General features: G+C 36.4%; 18 protein-coding genes and 3 pseudogenes. 13 read left to right on the forward strand and 8 right to left on the reverse strand.

Features of this window, described 5'->3' with window-relative positions; all coding sequences use genetic code 11:
* Window positions 1-29 precede the first annotated feature (29 nt).
* The 3 genes from malS to NKR74_RS08240 all read left to right on the forward strand — a co-directional run bounded on the left by malS (window position 30) and on the right by NKR74_RS08240 (window position 4,106).
* Window positions 30-1,763, forward strand: coding sequence for an oxaloacetate-decarboxylating malate dehydrogenase (gene malS / locus NKR74_RS08230; RefSeq protein ID WP_253631109.1), 1,734 nt, complete (start codon window positions 30-32; stop codon window positions 1,761-1,763).
* Window positions 1,764-1,858: 95 nt separating this feature from the next.
* On the forward strand, window positions 1,859-3,169 hold the full coding sequence (locus NKR74_RS08235; RefSeq protein ID WP_301287673.1) for an ATP-binding protein: 1,311 nt from the start codon (window positions 1,859-1,861) through the stop codon (window positions 3,167-3,169).
* Between the two features lie 4 nt (window positions 3,170-3,173).
* Window positions 3,174-4,106, forward strand: a complete 933-nt coding sequence (locus tag NKR74_RS08240; protein ID WP_253629195.1) for a response regulator — start codon at window positions 3,174-3,176, stop codon at window positions 4,104-4,106.
* A gap of 263 nt (window positions 4,107-4,369) precedes the next feature.
* Here the strand turns inward: NKR74_RS08240 and NKR74_RS08245 are convergent, their stop codons facing one another.
* Together NKR74_RS08245 and NKR74_RS08250 are read right to left on the reverse strand one after the other, a co-directional pair.
* A complete protein-coding gene (locus NKR74_RS08245; protein ID WP_253629196.1) occupies window positions 4,370-5,407 on the reverse strand; it encodes a beta-carotene 15,15'-monooxygenase in 1,038 nt (345 codons plus the stop codon).
* A 3-nt stretch (window positions 5,408-5,410) separates the two neighbouring features.
* Window positions 5,411-5,836 carry a MarR family winged helix-turn-helix transcriptional regulator gene (locus NKR74_RS08250; protein WP_253629197.1) on the reverse strand — a complete coding sequence of 142 codons (426 nt, stop codon included), beginning with the start codon at window positions 5,834-5,836 and terminating at the stop codon, window positions 5,411-5,413.
* A 114-nt stretch (window positions 5,837-5,950) separates the two neighbouring features.
* Here NKR74_RS08250 and NKR74_RS08255 point away from each other — a divergent pair.
* Window positions 5,951-6,064: pseudogene (locus tag NKR74_RS08255) on the forward strand (DUF6262 family protein); the annotation flags it as partial.
* Window positions 6,065-6,589: 525 nt separating this feature from the next.
* On the opposite strand, the gene NKR74_RS08260 reads toward NKR74_RS08255, so the two are convergent.
* Window positions 6,590-7,168 (reverse strand): TetR/AcrR family transcriptional regulator, encoded by a 579-nt coding sequence (locus NKR74_RS08260; protein WP_176524565.1) that lies wholly within the window; start codon window positions 7,166-7,168, stop codon window positions 6,590-6,592.
* A 232-nt stretch (window positions 7,169-7,400) separates the two neighbouring features.
* On the opposite strand from NKR74_RS08260, the gene NKR74_RS08265 reads away from it, so the two are divergent.
* From NKR74_RS08265 to NKR74_RS08290, 6 genes and pseudogenes are all read left to right on the forward strand, one after another.
* Window positions 7,401-7,544: a hypothetical protein gene (locus NKR74_RS08265; protein ID WP_176524567.1), complete on the forward strand. Its 144-nt coding sequence runs from the start codon at window positions 7,401-7,403 to the stop codon at window positions 7,542-7,544.
* Window positions 7,537-8,727, forward strand: a complete 1,191-nt coding sequence (locus NKR74_RS08270) for an MFS transporter (RefSeq protein WP_098308558.1) — start codon at window positions 7,537-7,539, stop codon at window positions 8,725-8,727. Before NKR74_RS08265 ends, NKR74_RS08270 begins: the two co-directional genes overlap by 8 nt.
* A gap of 404 nt (window positions 8,728-9,131) precedes the next feature.
* On the forward strand, window positions 9,132-9,578 hold the full coding sequence (locus NKR74_RS08275; protein ID WP_098308560.1) for a MarR family winged helix-turn-helix transcriptional regulator: 447 nt from the start codon (window positions 9,132-9,134) through the stop codon (window positions 9,576-9,578).
* Window positions 9,579-9,729: 151 nt separating this feature from the next.
* Window positions 9,730-9,939: pseudogene (locus NKR74_RS08280) on the forward strand (DMT family transporter); the annotation flags it as partial.
* A 53-nt stretch (window positions 9,940-9,992) separates the two neighbouring features.
* Window positions 9,993-10,871, forward strand: a complete 879-nt coding sequence (locus tag NKR74_RS08285; protein WP_253629198.1) for a LysR family transcriptional regulator — start codon at window positions 9,993-9,995, stop codon at window positions 10,869-10,871.
* 58 nt (window positions 10,872-10,929) lie between these two features.
* Window positions 10,930-11,064: pseudogene (locus NKR74_RS08290) on the forward strand (DDE-type integrase/transposase/recombinase); the annotation flags it as partial.
* A 196-nt stretch (window positions 11,065-11,260) separates the two neighbouring features.
* Here NKR74_RS08290 and NKR74_RS08295 read toward each other — a convergent pair.
* The 5 genes from NKR74_RS08295 to NKR74_RS08315 all read right to left on the reverse strand — a co-directional run bounded on the left by NKR74_RS08295 (window position 11,261) and on the right by NKR74_RS08315 (window position 15,927).
* Window positions 11,261-13,096 (reverse strand): amidohydrolase, encoded by a 1,836-nt coding sequence (locus NKR74_RS08295; protein WP_253629199.1) that lies wholly within the window; start codon window positions 13,094-13,096, stop codon window positions 11,261-11,263.
* Window positions 13,097-13,109: 13 nt separating this feature from the next.
* Entirely contained in the window at window positions 13,110-13,703 is a 594-nt protein-coding gene (locus NKR74_RS08300) for an antibiotic biosynthesis monooxygenase (protein ID WP_098308566.1), read from the reverse strand.
* Window positions 13,700-14,344 carry a hydrolase gene (locus NKR74_RS08305; protein ID WP_098308568.1) on the reverse strand — a complete coding sequence of 215 codons (645 nt, stop codon included), beginning with the start codon at window positions 14,342-14,344 and terminating at the stop codon, window positions 13,700-13,702. Before NKR74_RS08305 ends, NKR74_RS08300 begins: the two co-directional genes overlap by 4 nt.
* A 176-nt stretch (window positions 14,345-14,520) precedes the next feature.
* On the reverse strand, window positions 14,521-15,165 hold the full coding sequence (ycaC, locus tag NKR74_RS08310; RefSeq protein WP_098308570.1) for an isochorismate family cysteine hydrolase YcaC: 645 nt from the start codon (window positions 15,163-15,165) through the stop codon (window positions 14,521-14,523).
* A 204-nt stretch (window positions 15,166-15,369) separates the two neighbouring features.
* Window positions 15,370-15,927 carry an NADPH-dependent FMN reductase gene (locus NKR74_RS08315; RefSeq protein ID WP_253629200.1) on the reverse strand — a complete coding sequence of 186 codons (558 nt, stop codon included), beginning with the start codon at window positions 15,925-15,927 and terminating at the stop codon, window positions 15,370-15,372.
* Between the two features lie 325 nt (window positions 15,928-16,252).
* On the opposite strand from NKR74_RS08315, the gene NKR74_RS08320 reads away from it, so the two are divergent.
* The 3 genes from NKR74_RS08320 to NKR74_RS08330 all read left to right on the forward strand — a co-directional run bounded on the left by NKR74_RS08320 (window position 16,253) and on the right by NKR74_RS08330 (window position 17,853).
* Window positions 16,253-16,372 (forward strand): DUF1427 family protein, encoded by a 120-nt coding sequence (locus NKR74_RS08320; RefSeq protein ID WP_253629201.1) that lies wholly within the window; start codon window positions 16,253-16,255, stop codon window positions 16,370-16,372.
* Window positions 16,373-16,419: 47 nt separating this feature from the next.
* On the forward strand, window positions 16,420-16,845 hold the full coding sequence (locus tag NKR74_RS08325; protein ID WP_253629202.1) for an amidohydrolase family protein: 426 nt from the start codon (window positions 16,420-16,422) through the stop codon (window positions 16,843-16,845).
* Window positions 16,846-17,016: 171 nt separating this feature from the next.
* Complete coding sequence (locus tag NKR74_RS08330) at window positions 17,017-17,853, forward strand: alpha/beta fold hydrolase (RefSeq protein WP_253629203.1); 837 nt, start codon at window positions 17,017-17,019, stop codon at window positions 17,851-17,853.
* Window positions 17,854-18,192: the final 339 nt, after the last annotated feature.

Here is an 18,192-nt window from a genome sequence, read left to right on the forward strand (position 1 = left end):
TTTTTTGTTTACAATATGAAATGGTATATATAAATAGAGGTAGGGATTGTATGAGTAAATTTATGGTTTCCTCGGATGGAACGTTAAAAACGACATTACGAGGAGTAGAAGTATTAGCAACACCACTTTTAAATAAAGGTGTCGCTTTTACAGCTGAAGAAAGAGAAGAACTAGGATTAAAAGGATTGTTACCACCAGCTGTGTTAACGTTAGATGAACAAGCGCGACGTGCGTATGAGCAGTTTTGTTCACAGCCTGATGACTTGTTAAAGAACGTATATTTAACAGCATTGCATGATCGTAATGAAGTATTATTTTATCGTTTGCTCACAGATCATTTGCGAGAAATGCTTCCAATTGTATACACACCAACTGTTGGTGTAGCGATTCAAAGATATAGTCATGAGTATCGTAAACCGCGCGGTGTATATTTATCAATTGATGATCCAAGCGGCATTGAAGAAGCATTTGATAACATGGGTGCAACCGCAGAAAATATCGATTTAGTTGTTGTAACAGACGGTGAAGGTATTTTAGGAATTGGTGACTGGGGCGTAGGTGGTATTAATATTGCCATTGGAAAGTTAGCCGTTTATACAGCGGCAGTTGGTATCGATCCAAGCCGTGTATTACCTGTTATTTTAGATGTTGGTACGAACCGTGAAGATTTATTAAATAATCCGTTTTATATTGGAAATCGTCATCCGCGTGTAACTGGAGAAGCGTATGATTCATTTATTGACTTATTTGTAAAGGCTGTATGTAACAAGTTTCCGAATGCATTACTACATTGGGAAGATTTCAGCTCACGAAATGCACGTAGAATTTTAGATAAATATCGCGATAATGTATGTACATTTAATGATGATATACAAGGAACAGGTGCTGTTTCACTTGCAGGAGTGTTATCAGCTGTGAAATCTTCTGGTATTCCGCTTTGTGAACATCGCGTTGTTGTCTTCGGTGCGGGTACTGCTGGGATTGGAATTGCAGATCAAGTACGCGATGCGATGGTACGCCTAGGTTTATCAGAGGAAGAAGCAAATCGCCGTTTTTGGTGTATTGATCGTAATGGTTTACTTACAGATAACATGGGGGATCTTCTTGATTTCCAACGTCCGTATGCGCGTGAAGAATCAGAAGTGAAAGAATGGAAAACAACTGAAGTGATTGGTCTTGCTGAAGTTGTGAAACATGTACAACCGACTATTTTAATCGGTACATCAACAGTTGCTGGGGCATTTACAGAAGAAATCGTAAAAGAGATGGCAGCTCATGTGGAACGACCAATTATTTTACCAATGTCTAATCCGACACCTCTTGCAGAAGCGAAGCCGGCAGATTTAATTTCTTGGACAGAAGGACGAGCACTTGTTGCGACGGGAAGTCCGTTTGAGCCAGTTACATATAATGGTGTTACTTATGTAATTGGACAATCTAACAATGCGCTTATCTTCCCGGGTCTTGGTCTTGGTACAATTGTTGTTCATGCTCGTGTGATGACGGATGGCATGTTTGCGGCAGCGGCAGAAGCGGTAGCGAGTATGGTAGATACAAGTCAGCCTGGTGCACCGATTCTTCCAGAAGTAGAAGAACTGCGTAATATTTCAGAGATAGTTGCAATTGCAGTGGCAAAAGCGGCAGTATCTGAAGGTGTTGCTCGTGAGGAATTAAATGATAACGATATCAGGAAGGCTGTTCAAGCTGCAATGTGGCAACCTGTTTATCGTCAAATAAAAGCAGTTGAAAAGGTAACACTATAGAAATAAAGCCCGTTTATATAATAAGCGGGCTTTCCTTATTATGTTTCAATATTACGAGTCAAGATAAGAATACTAAATAATAGGAAGTGGCATATTTGGACTGGCGTCAATTATGGAAGAAAGATATTTCAATTTTAATCCTTGCAATTTTGATTGTTCCGATCGCTGGAGAACTGAATTTTCATCCATTTAATGATACGTTTCGTGTTAGCTTTGGAACACCGCTTTTTTTCTTTTTATTATTATTTTTAAGGAAAATTCCAGCTGCTTTAGCGGGTATAATTGTTGGCGCAGCTGTTGTAACATTTCGCATTGGTCTTGACTGGATGCTGCAAGGTTCTTTTCATTTTTCAGACTCCTTTTCTATGCGTTATCCAGTCTTTTTTTACTATTTCGTTTATGGAAGTCTTTTTTCACTATGTAAAGTAAACAGATTTCACCAAAAACCATTTATCATTGGATGTTTGGGGATAACGATTGAAATTATCTCGAGTATGTCAGAACTTGCTTTCTATCACGTTTTTGTGCTTGGGACGATGATTACAGTTTCAGAATTCAATAAAATTATTATTATTGCTATTTTTCGGAGCTTTTTTGCTCTCGGTTTTTTAAATATGATGAATTTATATGAAACAAAATTAAAAGAAGCTCAGGTTCGGAAAGAAAATGAAAAGATGTTTATGCATCTTTCTAATTTGTATGTGGAATCTGTTCATTTGAAGAAAACGCTGCAAAATGCGGAAATGATCACACAAGAAGCGTATCAACTATATCGGAACTTACAACAGAAAAAAGTAGGAAACACTGAAAATGACATAGCAGCGTATAGTAAAAAGGCGCTGAAAATTGCAGGGGAAGTACACGAAATAAAAAAAGATAATCAAAGAATTTTTGCGGGGTTATCCAAACTTCTTTTAGATAAAAATCTTTCAGAATATATAAATGGAAATGAACTAATAGAAATGATTATAAGAATTAACGAGAAGTATGCGCAGTTATTAGAGAAAAAAATATCATTTTCTAAACGTTTAGAAGGGGAGCATACGCAGTATCATGTATACACGATTTTGTCGATTTTAAATAATTTAGTTGCCAATGCTGTAGAAGCGATTGATGGTATTGGTGTCATTACGATTCATGCAAAGAAGAGAGAAGCATTCGTCATATTTGAAGTAATGGATGATGGTCCGGGGATCCCAGTTAAATATAAGGAACTGGTGTTTAAGCCTGGTTTTACCTCGAAGTATGATCAAACAGGAACGCCATCAACAGGAATTGGATTGTCTTATATAAAAGAGATGGTGACGGAACTCGGGGGAGAGGTTATACTACAAGACGGAGACAATGAAAGAGGCTGCAAGTTTATTGTGAGACTGCCGGAGTCTAGTCTGACTAAGGAAGGGTGAGGGGATGTTTTATTACATCGTAGATGATGACGAAGTATTTCGTTCTATGCTATCACAAATCATTGAAGATGAAGACCTTGGAGAAATAGTAGGAGAAGTAGAAGATGGTGCTTTCATAGAAGGAGATCAGTTGAATTTTAAAAAAGTAGATATATTATTTATTGACTTATTAATGCCCCTTCGTGATGGGATTGAAACTGTTCGGAACATTATTCCGTCGTTTACAGGGAAAGTGATTATGATCTCTCAAGTAGAATCGAAGCAATTAATTGGTGAAGCCTATTCTCTTGGGGTTGAATATTATATTACAAAACCTCTTAATAAACTTGAGGTTTTGTCAGTTGTACGAAAAGTGATAGAGCGTATTCGTTTAGAACGATCGATTCAAGATATTCAAAAATCACTGAATAATGTATTTCAGTGGGAGAAGCCTGGATTACGAAGTGAACCACAGTTAGAAGAGAAAAAAATTATTGATTCGGGTCAATATTTATTATCGGAACTCGGAATTGCCGGAGAGAACGGAAGTAAAGATTTACTGAGTATGTTAGAATATTTATTTGGGCAAGAAAAGAAAGAAACCTTTGAGTATGGATTCCCAGCATTAAAAGATATTTTTCAACATATTACTGTTAAAAAATTAGGAGAAACGGCTTCGGAAGCGGAGATTGATAAAGAAAGAAAAGCTTCTGAACAACGAGTACGACGAGCGATTTATCAATCGTTAAATCATTTAGCTTCTCTCGGTTTAACAGATTTTTCAAATCCGAAGTTTGAAAGCTATGCTCCGAAATTTTTTGATTTTACAATTATACGAAAACGTATGACAGAACTGACAAAAGATGAACCAGCCCCATCTGGACATACGAGAATTAATACGAAGAAATTTATTCAAGTATTATATTTTGAAGCGAAGCGGTTGACCGAAGTAGACTAAGTGAATACTGTTCTGAGAAAGAATGCTGAAAGAAAAGATGTTTGCTCGTTTGTAGCAAACATCTTTGTGTATATATAAGGATTATATAGAGCTAATAAGGTCGTTTAATTTTTAGCTAAAAAAATCAGAGCCTTCCTACAATTTTTATGTAGCAAGGCTCTTTAAAGTTAGTTATCTAAAAGAAAATATGGATTTTTTATTTTGGTTCTATTCAAGAAGGACCAGCAGCTCAAATAGATAGGTTAATAGACTATTTTAAAAATCTAGGTTTTTATTCTTATTTTATTTAAAATAATTTCTTTAAGTTGTGTTGGATTGTCAGAACGAATAGCTATTTGTGAGTATTCTTTTTGAATTCCCATAAATAGTGTTGCTCTTACAGGTTTTTTCATTTTTAAAATCATGTCTGGATAAACTTTTTCAAAATCTCGTACAATAAAATCAATCGTATCTTTCGATAACTTACTTTCTAGAATCGCTGGATCTTCGATAATACACTCAATATTTTTAAATTGAATTTCTGTACGCTTTAATAATCCAAGAGAGAGAAACATAGATCCATTGTTTATATAAATTGGATTTAATCGAATAGCTTGAATATCCGCTAAGAAAAAAATTACAGAATAAATATTAAGAACTAATAAGATGATCGAAATAACCATCGATTTATCATGAAGCCACCAATGGAAACCTAATGTTTCAATAACAATTGCATGAATCATCATGATTTGAAATGCTATGTAACTTGAACTTTTATATAGTGTTATACCTGTAGGTGGCGCCTTTTTCCAGCTGAAGAAAGCATAATAAAACATCATCACCTCTGAACAAATCACATGGATAATTGAATTTTTATTTACATAGTCATCAATTGCATGTGGGAAAGAAAAAACTACCGGTAATTTGCTCATTTTCACCTTTCTCACGATTTTTGGCATGTAACGAACAAATGTAACAATTAATATAATTTCAAAGATGATTAACGCAGCCTCTATTACAATTCCAGCCCAAGTAATAGCTACAAATGGTTCTAAAAGATGATTTGGAATTAGAAACCTAGCTAATATACATCCTGTCGCTGATAAAATAATCGCTGTTTTTACAGAAAACTTCTTGCTATACAACATAAAGAATAAAGGCAACATAATAATTAGGTCTAATAATGACCCTAATACTACCATATTTGTTTCTGGTGGGAGAAGATTATTTCCTATTTGCGTGTGATAGAGCATATAATTACTACAAAAAATAGCGAAAAGCAATAATAACCAAATGTACTTTCCTCTTTTAATCACATACATAGATTATTCCCCTTTTACAATCGTATTTAATTTTTCAAGTATACGGACCAAATGTTTCAAGTCTTCTAAGGGTAGCTGTCCATAAACATTGTGATTGATTTCATCTTCGAGCATTTGCAATTCTTCGAAATACCGCTCGCCTTTTATCGCCAATTTTAATATGATTTCACGACGATTTTCTTTATTAATATTGCGGGTAATGTATTCTTTTGTTTCTAATTTATTAAGAAGTTGACTAACTGCACTCGTTGAAATATTCAATTGGGTAGCTAAATCTTTCGTTGAAGTGATACCTATCCGGATTAGCTCTAATAATAAAACTTGCTTAGCTGTAAGTTGATTATCAATTTTATGCTCAAATCTACTTGCTAAATGAACGTTTAAATGATTTTGTAAACTGTTAATTTGTTGAATAAGATCATTTTTCATACATAAAACACCTCACTTAATAATTAAGTTAACTTAACTATAAAGTAAACTAAGTTAAAAGTACATAGAATAAATGTTAATAATCAGAATGTTTTCGCGTTTGTTGTATAATAAAAGGAGGCTCTTATTGAATCGCTTAAACGTAAGGATAAGAAGTTAGAGGAAGAAAATAAAAAATTACGTGAGCAATTGAAAAGTGTATACGCGGAGGTTTATAAAAAGTTCTAGTTTGATAAGGCAGATCTTATTTAGTGGGACAAAAAAGCTCTTGTTTTTCCACAATCGGGCCATATAATTGAACAACACCTTTAAAGAAGACTGGATATTCATGTTAATATATAGATAATATTGTGAAGGAATGTACTTAAACTAACGGAGCAGGATAGTTGAACAAGCCAATCTAAAAAAGTCGGTTCCTTAGCGTACAGGAATTCGACTTTTTTTAGGTTAAAATTCGCTTAGCGTACAAAATTTCCGAAATGTTGGCGGTACCCCATGCCCATCAACTTAAGATAAATTTGTATCCGTATAATATAATGCTCCTCAATACTCTCTAAATTCACACTATCCAATTCATTAATGTGGTTGGAAACCCAGTTTATCGGTCAGGTATAGATTCAAAAAGTGCTCTTTGATTCTCCGGTGGTCGATATCGCTCAGCTATATTAAAGTGATGCAAGGTCATGACGGTTTATATCGAGAGAGTGGAGAATCGGCAATTTCGTGGTAAATAAATTTTTGTTCGAATGTTATTCAGGTCAATCGGATTCCTTCAAATGCATTCATCACCAAATGATGCACATAGGAATCATCCAACTTTTCGCCAGTTACGAGCAAACGATAGAAAATCGGCCCGTAAATGAGATCGATGCTTACTTCAATATCGAGAGTTTCTTTCAATTCTCCTCTCTGAATTCCCTTCTCCAGAAGATGCTTAGCTTGGAGTCGCCGGGGCTGAAAATATCGGGTACGATATTCCTTAGCCAATTTTGAATCAAACTGCCCTTCGCCTACTAACTCCGTAATAATGATCCCTTCCCGACTTGTCAAAAACCTGGCTAAACTCGTGGCGTGAATTAGAATATCATTTAATGCCGAGCCCGTATCAGGCACAGGCAACTTGGCAGCGGTAGCAGAAAGAAAACCATCCATTACCACAGCTGCCTTGTTAGGCCACCATTTATAAATCGTGGCCTTGCTAACTTTAGCACGATCTGCAATTTTATCGACCGTGACCGCTTTAAAGCCCTTTTCCAACAATAACTCATAGGATGCGGAAAGGATAGACTTATGCGTTTCGACATTACGCGGCCGACCTCTTTTACTTTGCACATTAATCATTCCTTTCAAAAATATAAACTATACGTTTAGTATACTTAATTTGAATACAAAATAAAATAACCCATTTACAAAACTGAACGTATAGTATATTATTTATTTTAATTAATGGACTAAACGTTTAGTATTTAATAGTTAAAAAATCTTACGATGTTAACTGATGCAACTAAGCCTAAGACTCCACAAGAACTTATTACAATAATACATGGGAAAAGAGAGGGGAGAGATGGCACAATTGAAAGTCTTGAAAGAAGAGTTGGATGCAGTTCAGACTCAATTTAGTAAAATGGCGTCTGACACTGCAGCAGCATTTGCCAAGATGATCCAAGAACTTCGGGATAATGGTATAGGAGGAGTTAACTATGTCTAATTTAAAAAATCAAACAATTGATAAAGATATTTCAACGGGGTTAACCATACTTCTAGCAACTGCATGTGGTATCATTGTAGCTAATCTTTATTATGCACAGCCCTTGGTTGGGTTAATTAGCTCTGCAATTGGACTTTCTACTAGTAGTGCTGGATTGATTGTAACGCTAACTCAAATTGGATATGTTGTCGGCTTACTATTTCTTGTGCCTTTAGGAGATATTGTTGAAAACCGAAAGCTAGTAGTTATATCTTTACTTCTAAGTACAGTCGCCCTGACTGCCACAGTATTTGTGAAACACGGAATTCTTTTCCTAGTGGCTTCATTCTTCATCGGATTGGGATCGGTCGCAGCACAAGTTCTCGTACCTTTTGCGTCATACCTTGCATCAGAAGCTACACGCGGTCGCGTTGTTGGTAATGTCATGAGTGGTCTGTTACTTGGCATCATGCTGTCACGTCCGATATCAAGCCTAGTAGCTGACATTTGGGGATGGAATGCAATATTTGCCTTGTCTGCGGCAGTAATTCTTCTCTTAGCGATCATATTATCAAAAGTACTCCCTACTAGGAGGCCAATGGCAAACACAAACTATACGGCCTTACTCGGTTCAATGTGGAAACTACTGCGAACTACCCCGATCTTACGCCGTCGCGCAATTTATCATGCGTGTGTATTCGGGACTTTCAGCTTATTCTGGACTACTGTTCCGTTATTATTGTCTAGCCCTACTTTTCATTTTTCTCAGAAAGATATAGCACTGTATGCTCTTGTCGGAATTGCGGGTGCGATAGCTGCGCCAGTAGGTGGCCGTCTAGCTGATCGCGGATGGACTCGGCTTGCCACTGGGATAGCTCTCGCTGTTGTTATCGTTTCTTTATTACTACCACTCATGATTCAGAGTAGTTCGCCCGTTGGAATAGCTGTTTTAGTAGTTGCAGCTATTCTGTTGGACATGGGAGTATCCGCAAATCTTGTGCTTAGTCAACGTTTGATTTTCTCTTTGGAGCCAGAAATTCGTAGTCGATTAAACGGATTATTCATGGCTATTTTCTTTTTGGGTGGTGCTGTTGGATCCTCTATCGGAGGATGGGCATACGCCTCAGGGGGATGGAGTGCAGCATTATGGATGGGAATCGCTTTTCCAATCATAGCACTGTTTTATTTTGCCACAGAGAAATAGTTCTTTAATTAAACTTAAGCAGTCAGGATTCGTCTGACTGTTTAAGTTTTGGTATGTCCAAGCTTTAGAGATTAATTGCAATTATTTTGAGTTTTTTGCACCAGAACCAGATTTTTTGTCTCTATCGCTGTAAGGGTACAAAACTCACCATGTAAAATATGTCTGAATTCTATGTAGACTATGATAAAAAAAGAGCTTGTGTCAAAAAACAAGCTCTCTTTAAAAGAAATAACGTAATTGAGATGTCTATATATTACCAATTGACTTATTATGATTCCATACGTCTCATGTTGAGAAATAAATTATAAGTGGTTTGATAAAACTAAAATGAATTATTGACATAATATTTTGACGATCATATAATAAATCTCGAATTAGAAATATTTTACAAAGGATTGGTGATTATGAGTGTGATTAATAATGATGAGAATTTATCTTTAAAGTTATTTGTTATATTATCACGAGCAGTACAGTCAATCACAAAGCGTATTGAAGAAGATATAAAAAGTTATGGACTTAATCCAACTGAATTTGCAGTTCTTGAGTTACTATACAATAAAGGCGATCAGCCTATACAAAAAATTGGAGACAAAATATTACTTGCAAGTAGCAGTATCACGTATGTAGTTGATAAGTTGGAAAAGAAGAGGTTCTTAATACGAAAACCATGTCCTAAAGACCGCCGTGTCACGTATGCGTCAATTACTTCAGAAGGTATTGAATTGATGGATACTATTTTCCCTCAGCATAAAGAGGCGATTCGGCAAATATTTGGTGGTTTGGACTCTAGTGAGAAAAAAGTGATAATCGAACAGTTGAAAAAATTAGGATATTATGCGCAAGAACTATAAATTTTTTGAACATATATCTCGAATTAGTAATATCCTAATTAAATATAAATTGAATAAAAGTAAAAAATCCCCTCTGGATTATGACATATGTCATAATACTCGTTAATCTAATCATGATAAATTAACCTTAAAAATACAAGGGAGAAGCGGTATGTATAAATTACTTTCCGCACTTATTGGTGCTCTCATCGCACTTATAATCCCATTAAACGGCATCTTATCAGAAGTTATAGGAAACTATAAAGCCAGCGTTCTTATTCACATTGTTGGATTGATTGCGGTTATTATCATTTTACTAGTGAGAAAATTAAAAATTAAGATTCATAAAGGAATCCCGCTCTACTTATATAGTGCGGGGGCTAAGTGTTCTTTTAAGAGTGAATCTTTAATAAAAGCTGAGAGTGGGTGTCAACAATGGAATTACGCCATTTAGAGTATTTTATTCAAGTTTGTAATAATGGTAGTTTTACTAAAGCTGCGGAAGTTCTAGGTATTTCACAGCCGACTTTAAGTCAACAAATACGTGTGTTAGAAGGTGAACTTGATACACCTTTATTTCATCGAGTTGGAAGAGGTATCAAAATTACAGAAGCAGGTAAGTTACTATTTGATAAAGGTAAATTTATCATGCAGCTATTTGACGAGGTTCATAATGAGATCTTTGAATTAAAGGGTGTGAAAAGAGGTGTGATTACTATAGGAGGGTTATTAGAGGACCTCACCTATTTAACACCTTATATTATGCAATTTCAACAACACTATCCCAACATCTTAGTAAAAATCATAGAATCAGAAGTTGCTGTAAATCAAATCGTTGAAAAAAATATTGATATAGGGATCACACGTAGTTTTCAAACTCCAGACACATTAACAAGCACTCTTTTGTATAGGGAAGAGCTCGTCCTTGTGGTTCCAAAAAATCATCCTTTGAATGAAAAATCATTTGTTTCTTTTCGAGAATTAGTAGGGCTGAGTAGAATAATGGCTTCAAGCAGTTGTCGTGAATCAATTAAGATATATTGTGAAAATTTAGGGTTATCTTTATCTGAGGCAAATATAGAAACAAAATCTTCTATTTCTCTATTGAGTCTTGTATGCAATGGACATGGGGTTGCCATAATACCACTCTCACTGGTTGATTTTGTTAATAATGATTCCTTGAGCATAGTTCGTATTGTTGATCCAACACCAAGTCAAGATATTAATCTTATTCACTTTGATGATAAATTTTTAAGTTTTGCAGCACGTATCTTTATGCAGAAGTTAAATGATCCTGAAAAAGTATCAGTATAATAGATACAATAATGATTCTAGTGTTAAAATTTCAGGAAAATTGAAAATAATCTATAAATCTTGGGATGAGATCTATATTAAAGTCAAAGGGCGGTGGATGTATATGTATGGTGCAGTCGATTCAAAAGGGAATACCATTGACTTTTATTTAAGGAAAAATGGAAAAATCAAATCAGCCAAGTATCTTTTCATATGCGCATGTTCCTCATTTTATTAAGAGCTGAGTCCTTCCAATGTTAAGGTTCAAGTCTCTTGACACGGCTACATCTATTATTTTGAGATTAGCAGTCATGCATATGATCTTAATACCATTACTATTTGGGTCCGTCCTCGACCCCAAACCCTTATTGTAGAAAGAAAACCACCGGCATTAGACCGGTGGTTCTGACTTAGAAAGCAAAGCAAGTACAACCAATACCCCATTTAGTTCCATCTTTTCCTATTACGGTATGAGTGTGTTGATGGAGAGGGTTACTGCAACTATGTAACTTGTGATCATGGGCATCGTGAGAAAGTATATTGTGGGCTAGGTTAGCACCACCATAACCATAAACTCCCGTCGGTGCCCAATCAGGTGATGCTGGCGGCAATTCAGGTGACAAATTTTTAAATTCATCATTTCCATAAACAACTTGCCCACCCATAATGGTGAGTAATGATTCAAGGTCTTTGATTTCTTCTTCCTGCACAGTAAAGTAGTCAGCAGACAATACAGCAATATCAGCAAACTGACCTACTGCAAGGGTTCCCTTTTTACCTTCATCACCAGAGAACCACGCACTTCCTTTGGAATATAGTTCCAGGGCTACTTTTCTGTCAAGTTTATTTTTTTTATCGTATATCGAAAGACCACCAATGGTTTTTCCGGCAACCATCCAGTAAAGAGCAACCCAAGGGTTATAGCTGGAAACCCTGGTTGCATCACTACCGGCGCCAACAGGTATACCCAGGTCTAGCATACGATAAATCGGAGGAGTACGCTTTGCAGCTTCTTTTCCGTATAAATCAACAAAGTATTCACCTTGGAAAGCCATGCGGTCTTGGATAGCGATACCGCCATTTAAAGCCTTAACACGTTCCATACTACGATCTGAGATTGTTTCTGCATGATCAAACCACCAGCGTAGACCATTAAAAGGAATTTCTCTGTTGACTTCCTCAAAAACATTTAAGAAACGTGTTATTGACTCGTCATAAGTTGCATGTAAACGGAATGGCCAACGGTTTTCCACCAATAGAGAAATTACTTTCTTTAAGTCAGCTTCCATCACCGTAGCTAGTTCGGGCCGCGGCATTTGAAATTTTTCAAAATCGGCTGCCGAGAATACTAACATTTCTCCGGCACCATTCATTTTATACTTATCATTTCCTTGACCCGGAGAAACAATTTTTGCCCATGAAGCAAAGTCTTCATATTCATGATTTGGATTTTGCGTAAATAGATTATACGCAATACGCAAAGTTAATTGTTCCTTCTCGGCTAAATGTTCAACAACTTTGTAATCATCAGGATAATTTTGGAACCCACCACCTGCGTCAATGGCACTTGTAATACCTAATCTATTTAATTCGCGCATAAAATGGCGAGTTGAGTTAATCTGGTCGTCAAAATTAAGTACTGGAGCTCTACCCAAACTTGAATAAAGAATAGAAGCGTTAGGATTGGCAATTAAAAGCCCCGTTGGATTACCTCGTTTATCCCGCTCAATTAAACAGCCTGGAGGGTCTGGGGTATCTTTTGTGTATCCCAGTGCACGCAGCCCTGCACGATTTACAAGTGCTCTATCGTAAAGATGTAGCACAAAGACAGGCGTGTCTTCAGAAACAGCATTAATCTCTTCCAAAGTTGGCATCCGTCTCTCTTTAAATTGAAATTCAGACCAACCTCCAACTACTCTTACCCACTGAGGAGCAGGTGTACGCCTTGCCTGCTCTCTGAGCATTTCCAGAGCAATAGCAAGTGATGGCACACCTTCCCAGCGCAATTCCATATTATAATGAAGACCTCCACGAATAACGTGTATATGAGAGTCATTCAAGCCCGGAATAGCTCTCTTTCTTTTAAGGTCTATTTTTTTGGTTTTTTCTGTGGCACTATCAAGAAGCTCATCTCCACCTACTGCAGTGACTAAACCATCAGTTATGGCGATAGCCGATACCTCAGGCTGAGATGGGTCAAGGGTAGTGATTTTTCCGTTATATAAGATCATATCCGGTAAATTCATGTTCACACCTCATCTACTTCCTATTATTCTGTAACCATGGATGAAATGTTTTACCGAGAATCGGCATGACTACCCATGATAGTAAGGACACTATACATACAGAAACAAAAAAAGCTGACATAATAGGATTCATATTTTTTATAATAGGTCCTATCACTTTAGGAACTAACATGCTAAGAGGCCATACACCAAGAAGGGTAACAATAGACATTTTCCATTTTGGCGGTGGAACTGGCGTTTTCGGAGTAACAAACCAATAAGCCAAACTGCTTTCAGTTTTGTAAGTTGGATTAGTAGCTTGAAATTGTTCTGCCTTTTTTAACAAATCTCGACGAATATCTGATTCTTGCCAAGCACGTAGATGCTCATACGTATCAAAGCGAAAAATAACAGTATACTCCCTGGATCCGTTATTGGGGACTATTAGATTTACGCCTAAATGCCCGGGAAATTTAGTAGCGGCAGCTTCGATTTCATGTCTCCATGTTTCAAACTGTTTTTCTCTACCTTCTTGAATTTCCCATGTAACAATCGTTGTTACTGCACCGCCAGCATCCATCGTGTTCCCTGTATGAGTTTCTCCGACAGTTACTCTTTCTTGTTTCATATTTTCCTACTTGGAAGCGCGCCATGTACCATAGTATATGCGTATTCCACGCCTTGACCATAAGCGCCAGTGTGTTCTTTTACAATTTCCATAACAGCATCATAAGTGTCTTTGCGTGCCCAATCACGTTGGTATTCAAGTAAAACTTGAATTGCTGTCACTGGAATTGCTCCAGCTTGTTCTACACGACGCATAGCAGCATTATGTGCTGTCAAACTAGTACCACCTGAAGCATCATCAACTGCATAAACTTCATAGCCAGCTTTAATTGCTTCAAGCACAGGGAATGCAAGGCAAACTTCAGTCCAAAGTGCTGCAAATATCAATTTCTTTCTACCTGTTGCTTTAACTGCCTCAACAAATTTTGAATCTTCCCAAGAGTTCATTGAACTACGTTCTATAATTTCATGGTTTGGTAATATGTCAAGAATTTGTGGCCAAAAATAACCAGAAAAGCTGCGTGTTTCAACTGTAGTAAGAATAGTAGGTACGTTAAAAGCTTTTGCTGATTTAGCAAGCAGCATAACGTTATTAATCAATGTTTGTCTGTCAATGCTTGCAACCCCAAAAGTCATTTGAGGCTGAAAATCGATCAAAATTAATGCACTGTTCTCCGGGGTTAACAATTCTAAATTACTCATAATAAAACACTCCTTTTTTTGAAACAATTATATTTTCTGTTAATTTCTGCTGTAATCGTAAAAATAAAAGCTTGCTATACTTCTTAATTTAAAAGGGAGCGCTGATTAAATCAGCGCTAAATTTATACTATCCACTTTTAAAAAAAGTGATTTATAGCTATTTCTTAGGAATAAATTTATGCATTTTGTTTACTAAGATCTCGCTGAGCTCCCATATAGCTTCCAATTATATTTTGATAACCTGGAAGATTACTAGCAAGCAAATTGCCAAAACCTTCGACATCGTTGCGCCAATCGCGTTGTAATTCGCACGCTACGCTAAACCAGTTCATAAGTTGCACGCCACTATGTGCCATACGCGTATTGGCAGCATCTGCAACTTGTTTACTGAAAGTTCCTGAAGCATCAGTAACAGCAAATACTTCATATCCAGCTTTTATAGCGGAAAGTGCAGGGAAAGCAACGCAAACATCCGTAACTACGCCCGCGATGATAAGTTGTTTTTTTCCAGTTTCTTCGATTGCTTTTACAAAATCATCATTATCCCATGCGTTAATTTGTCCAGGTCGAGCTATTTTTGGTGCGTGAGGAAAGAGATCAACCAATTCTTGCATTAAAGGTCCGTTAGGTCCGTTTTCAAAGCTTGTTGTTAAAATAACTGGTAAATCAAAAAACTTAGCAGTGTGAGCAAGAGCTAAAACATTGTTCTTGAATTCATCAACACCATAGTCACGTACTAGTCCGGACATAAGACCAGTTTGATGATCTACTAAAAGAACGACAGCATCATCTTTGTTAATACGAGAATAGAGATCAGACATTATGTATTCCTCCTAAAAATTAAGTAATCGAAGAAAGTTTAAAAAGTGGAATATTATCATAAATTTCTTCGTTTGTTACGATTAGTTTATAACTAAACTGACCGTTAAAATTAATTTATCTATAAGCTTATGACACGTCAATAATTTTCTTGAAAATCAGAAAAATAGTTAGACTAATTTTTAAAAATGCTTGATCTCCTTTTATTAATCTAAAATAGGAGCTTTATCTATCCAATTTATAAATTGTTGTAAATAACGCTGAAGATAACGTTTTGTTTGTTCGTCAGTAAGTACTTTCTGATCGGAATCAATCTTTTCATGTACTTGGGAAATCAGTACTTTTTGAAATGGAAGAACATGAACTTGCATGGCTTCTAGTATTTCTCTGATTTGCATTTGAGCATAAACAGTACCTAATCCCCCAGGAGTTGCACCAATTAAACCAACTGGTTTTCTGCTAAGAACAGCAGATTCCCGAGGTCTTGATGCCCAGTCCAATGCATTCTTTAATACGCCTGGAATTCCAGAATTGTACTCTGGACTTACAATAATGATACCGTCAACGCCCTGAATAGCAGATTTAAATGATGTCACTGTTTCTGGAACACTTATTTCTAAGTCTTCATTGAACAAAGGTAGATCATTTATCTCGATCCAACGAAATTGATGAGAATCATCCATCCCTGTTAATGATTGAGCAATGATTCGATTATAAGAGTTTTTTCTTAAACTACCACAAATAAGGCCTATGGTCTTAGTCATATATTTCCTCCTTTCGTTATATTAGTTATAGCAGCATTCACAGAACATGAAGCGCTATACAAATTTATAGTATTTGAAAACCAATTCATTAATCAATTCTAAATTATCTATAATTTCTATAGATGGTAACTATAGTTATTTTCACCATAAAATTGATTGGTTTTACCTATACATTCTATAGATAGAACAATATTGATAGTCACCTATTTTTGTTATTAGAATTGAATATGAGGAATGTTCAGCAATTAAGACCATTTGTTTAAGGAAGATAGTTAATTTGTTCTGCTTTATTAGTTTTAGGTACAGGTATCATCCTTGGCTTTTTTTGCAAACACTTCGTATTCTGGGACCTGCTCCTCCTATTCTAGGATTAATAGGTCTAATTAGCATGTTCTTAGGAGAACGGCTAGTTCCTTGGACTAAGATGTGGTTAAACCATCAATGATTATTAACATAACGTTATTTAATAAGGAGGTAATTAGATTATGTCGCATGAAACAAACATTGATTCGCAATGCAAATGTTGTGACTATGGACATAGCTAATCCGATGGCAACAGCAGTTGCGATTAGAGGTGACCGTTTCTTAGCTGTGGGTAACGATTCAAATGTAATGCAATACAAAGGGTCTTCGACTAAAGTGATTGATGCAAATAAGCGACTCCTAATTCCTGGATTAAATGACTCCCACATTCATCTCATACGTGGAGGATTAAATTTAAATTTAGAGCTACGTTGGGATGGAGTTCCATCGGTGGTTGATGCTTTGCGCAAGTTGAAAAAACAAGTGGATCGAACCCTCGCCCCTCATTGGGTTCGAGTAGTTGGAAGGTGGACTGAGTTTCAATTTCAGGAACGACAGATGCCGACCTTAGAGGAAATTAATCGGATTGCTTCGTCTTTTAGGTTAATTTCATGATGAAAAAAGTATTAGATGGGGAATTGTTATAAAAACAGAAAATGAATTCATCGGAACAATAGAGTTTCATGCTTAGAGTCCACAACATAAACGTGCATAAATAGGTTACGAGATTCATCCGGATTATTGAAGAAAAGAATATATATTAAAATATTTTTTGGAGGTAGAAGAATGGCAAAAATTACTGTAGGAACCGAAAATCAAGCACCCATTGAGCTATATTATGAGGATCATGGTACAGGGAAGCCAGTAGTATTAATTCACGGTTGGCCATTAAGTGGTCGATCTTGGGAATACCAAGTTCCTGCTCTCGTTGGGGCTGGATACAGAGTCATAACTTATGACCGTCGAGGGTTCGGGAAATCTTCTCAGCCATGGAACGGTTATGACTATGATACATTTGCTACTGATTTACATCTGTTACTAGAGCATATGGATCTCCAAGATGTCACACTGGTCGGATTTTCAATGGGTGGTGGAGAAGTAGCTCGCTATATCGGAAACTATGGAACAAATAGAGTAGAGAAGGCTGTATTTGCAGGAGCTGTACCACCATTTCTTTACAAGTCAGCAGATCATCCTGAGGGAGTATTAGATGATGCAGCAATTCAAGGATTTGAAAATGGAGTAAAAAGTGATCGCCTAGCATTTCTTGATGAGTTTACGAGAGGATTTTTTGCTGCTGGAGATCGAACTGACTTAGTCAGTGAACCATTCCGACTTTACAATAGGGATATTGCAGCGGGTGCATCGCCTAAAGGAACACTAGATTGTATCGCTGCTTTCAGCAAAACGGACTTCAGAGGAGATTTAGCCAAGTTTAATATACCTACCCTTGTTATTCATGGTGATTCAGATGCAACTGTTCCATTTGAATATAGTGGGAAGCTAACACATGAAGCAATTCCTAATTCTAAGGTAGCTTTAATAAAGGGTGGTCCACATGGGTTAAATGCAACACATGCTAAAGAATTTAATGAAGCACTGCTATCATTTTTAAAGGACTGATTACAAATGAATAGTTGTTAATTGATAGAAGAGGGGCATTTTACCTTTTCTGAAAAGGTTGTTGGTAAGCGATTAGTTACACTCTTAAATATCAACTTTTATCATAATAAAGAAAAACGTTATCTTTTTTATATTGTTGCAAGAAAAGATAACGTTTTTCTATTTAAAAATAATGCAACAATTACGATGTTTGGCGGTCTGAACAACCTTATCCTGATACGCTGCTTTTTACTCAATAGCATTTTTGGAATGGCTTTTGGTTGGATGTACCAGAAGCTGAGATTACAATATGCGATGATTGCACACGCTTTGGGACATGTTATTCATCATGTTATTTTG

Source organism: Bacillus sp. 3103sda1 (assembly GCF_024159135.1).
In the GTDB taxonomy this organism is placed as follows: Bacteria; Bacillota; Bacilli; order Bacillales; family Bacillaceae_G; genus Bacillus_A; species Bacillus_A rhizoplanae.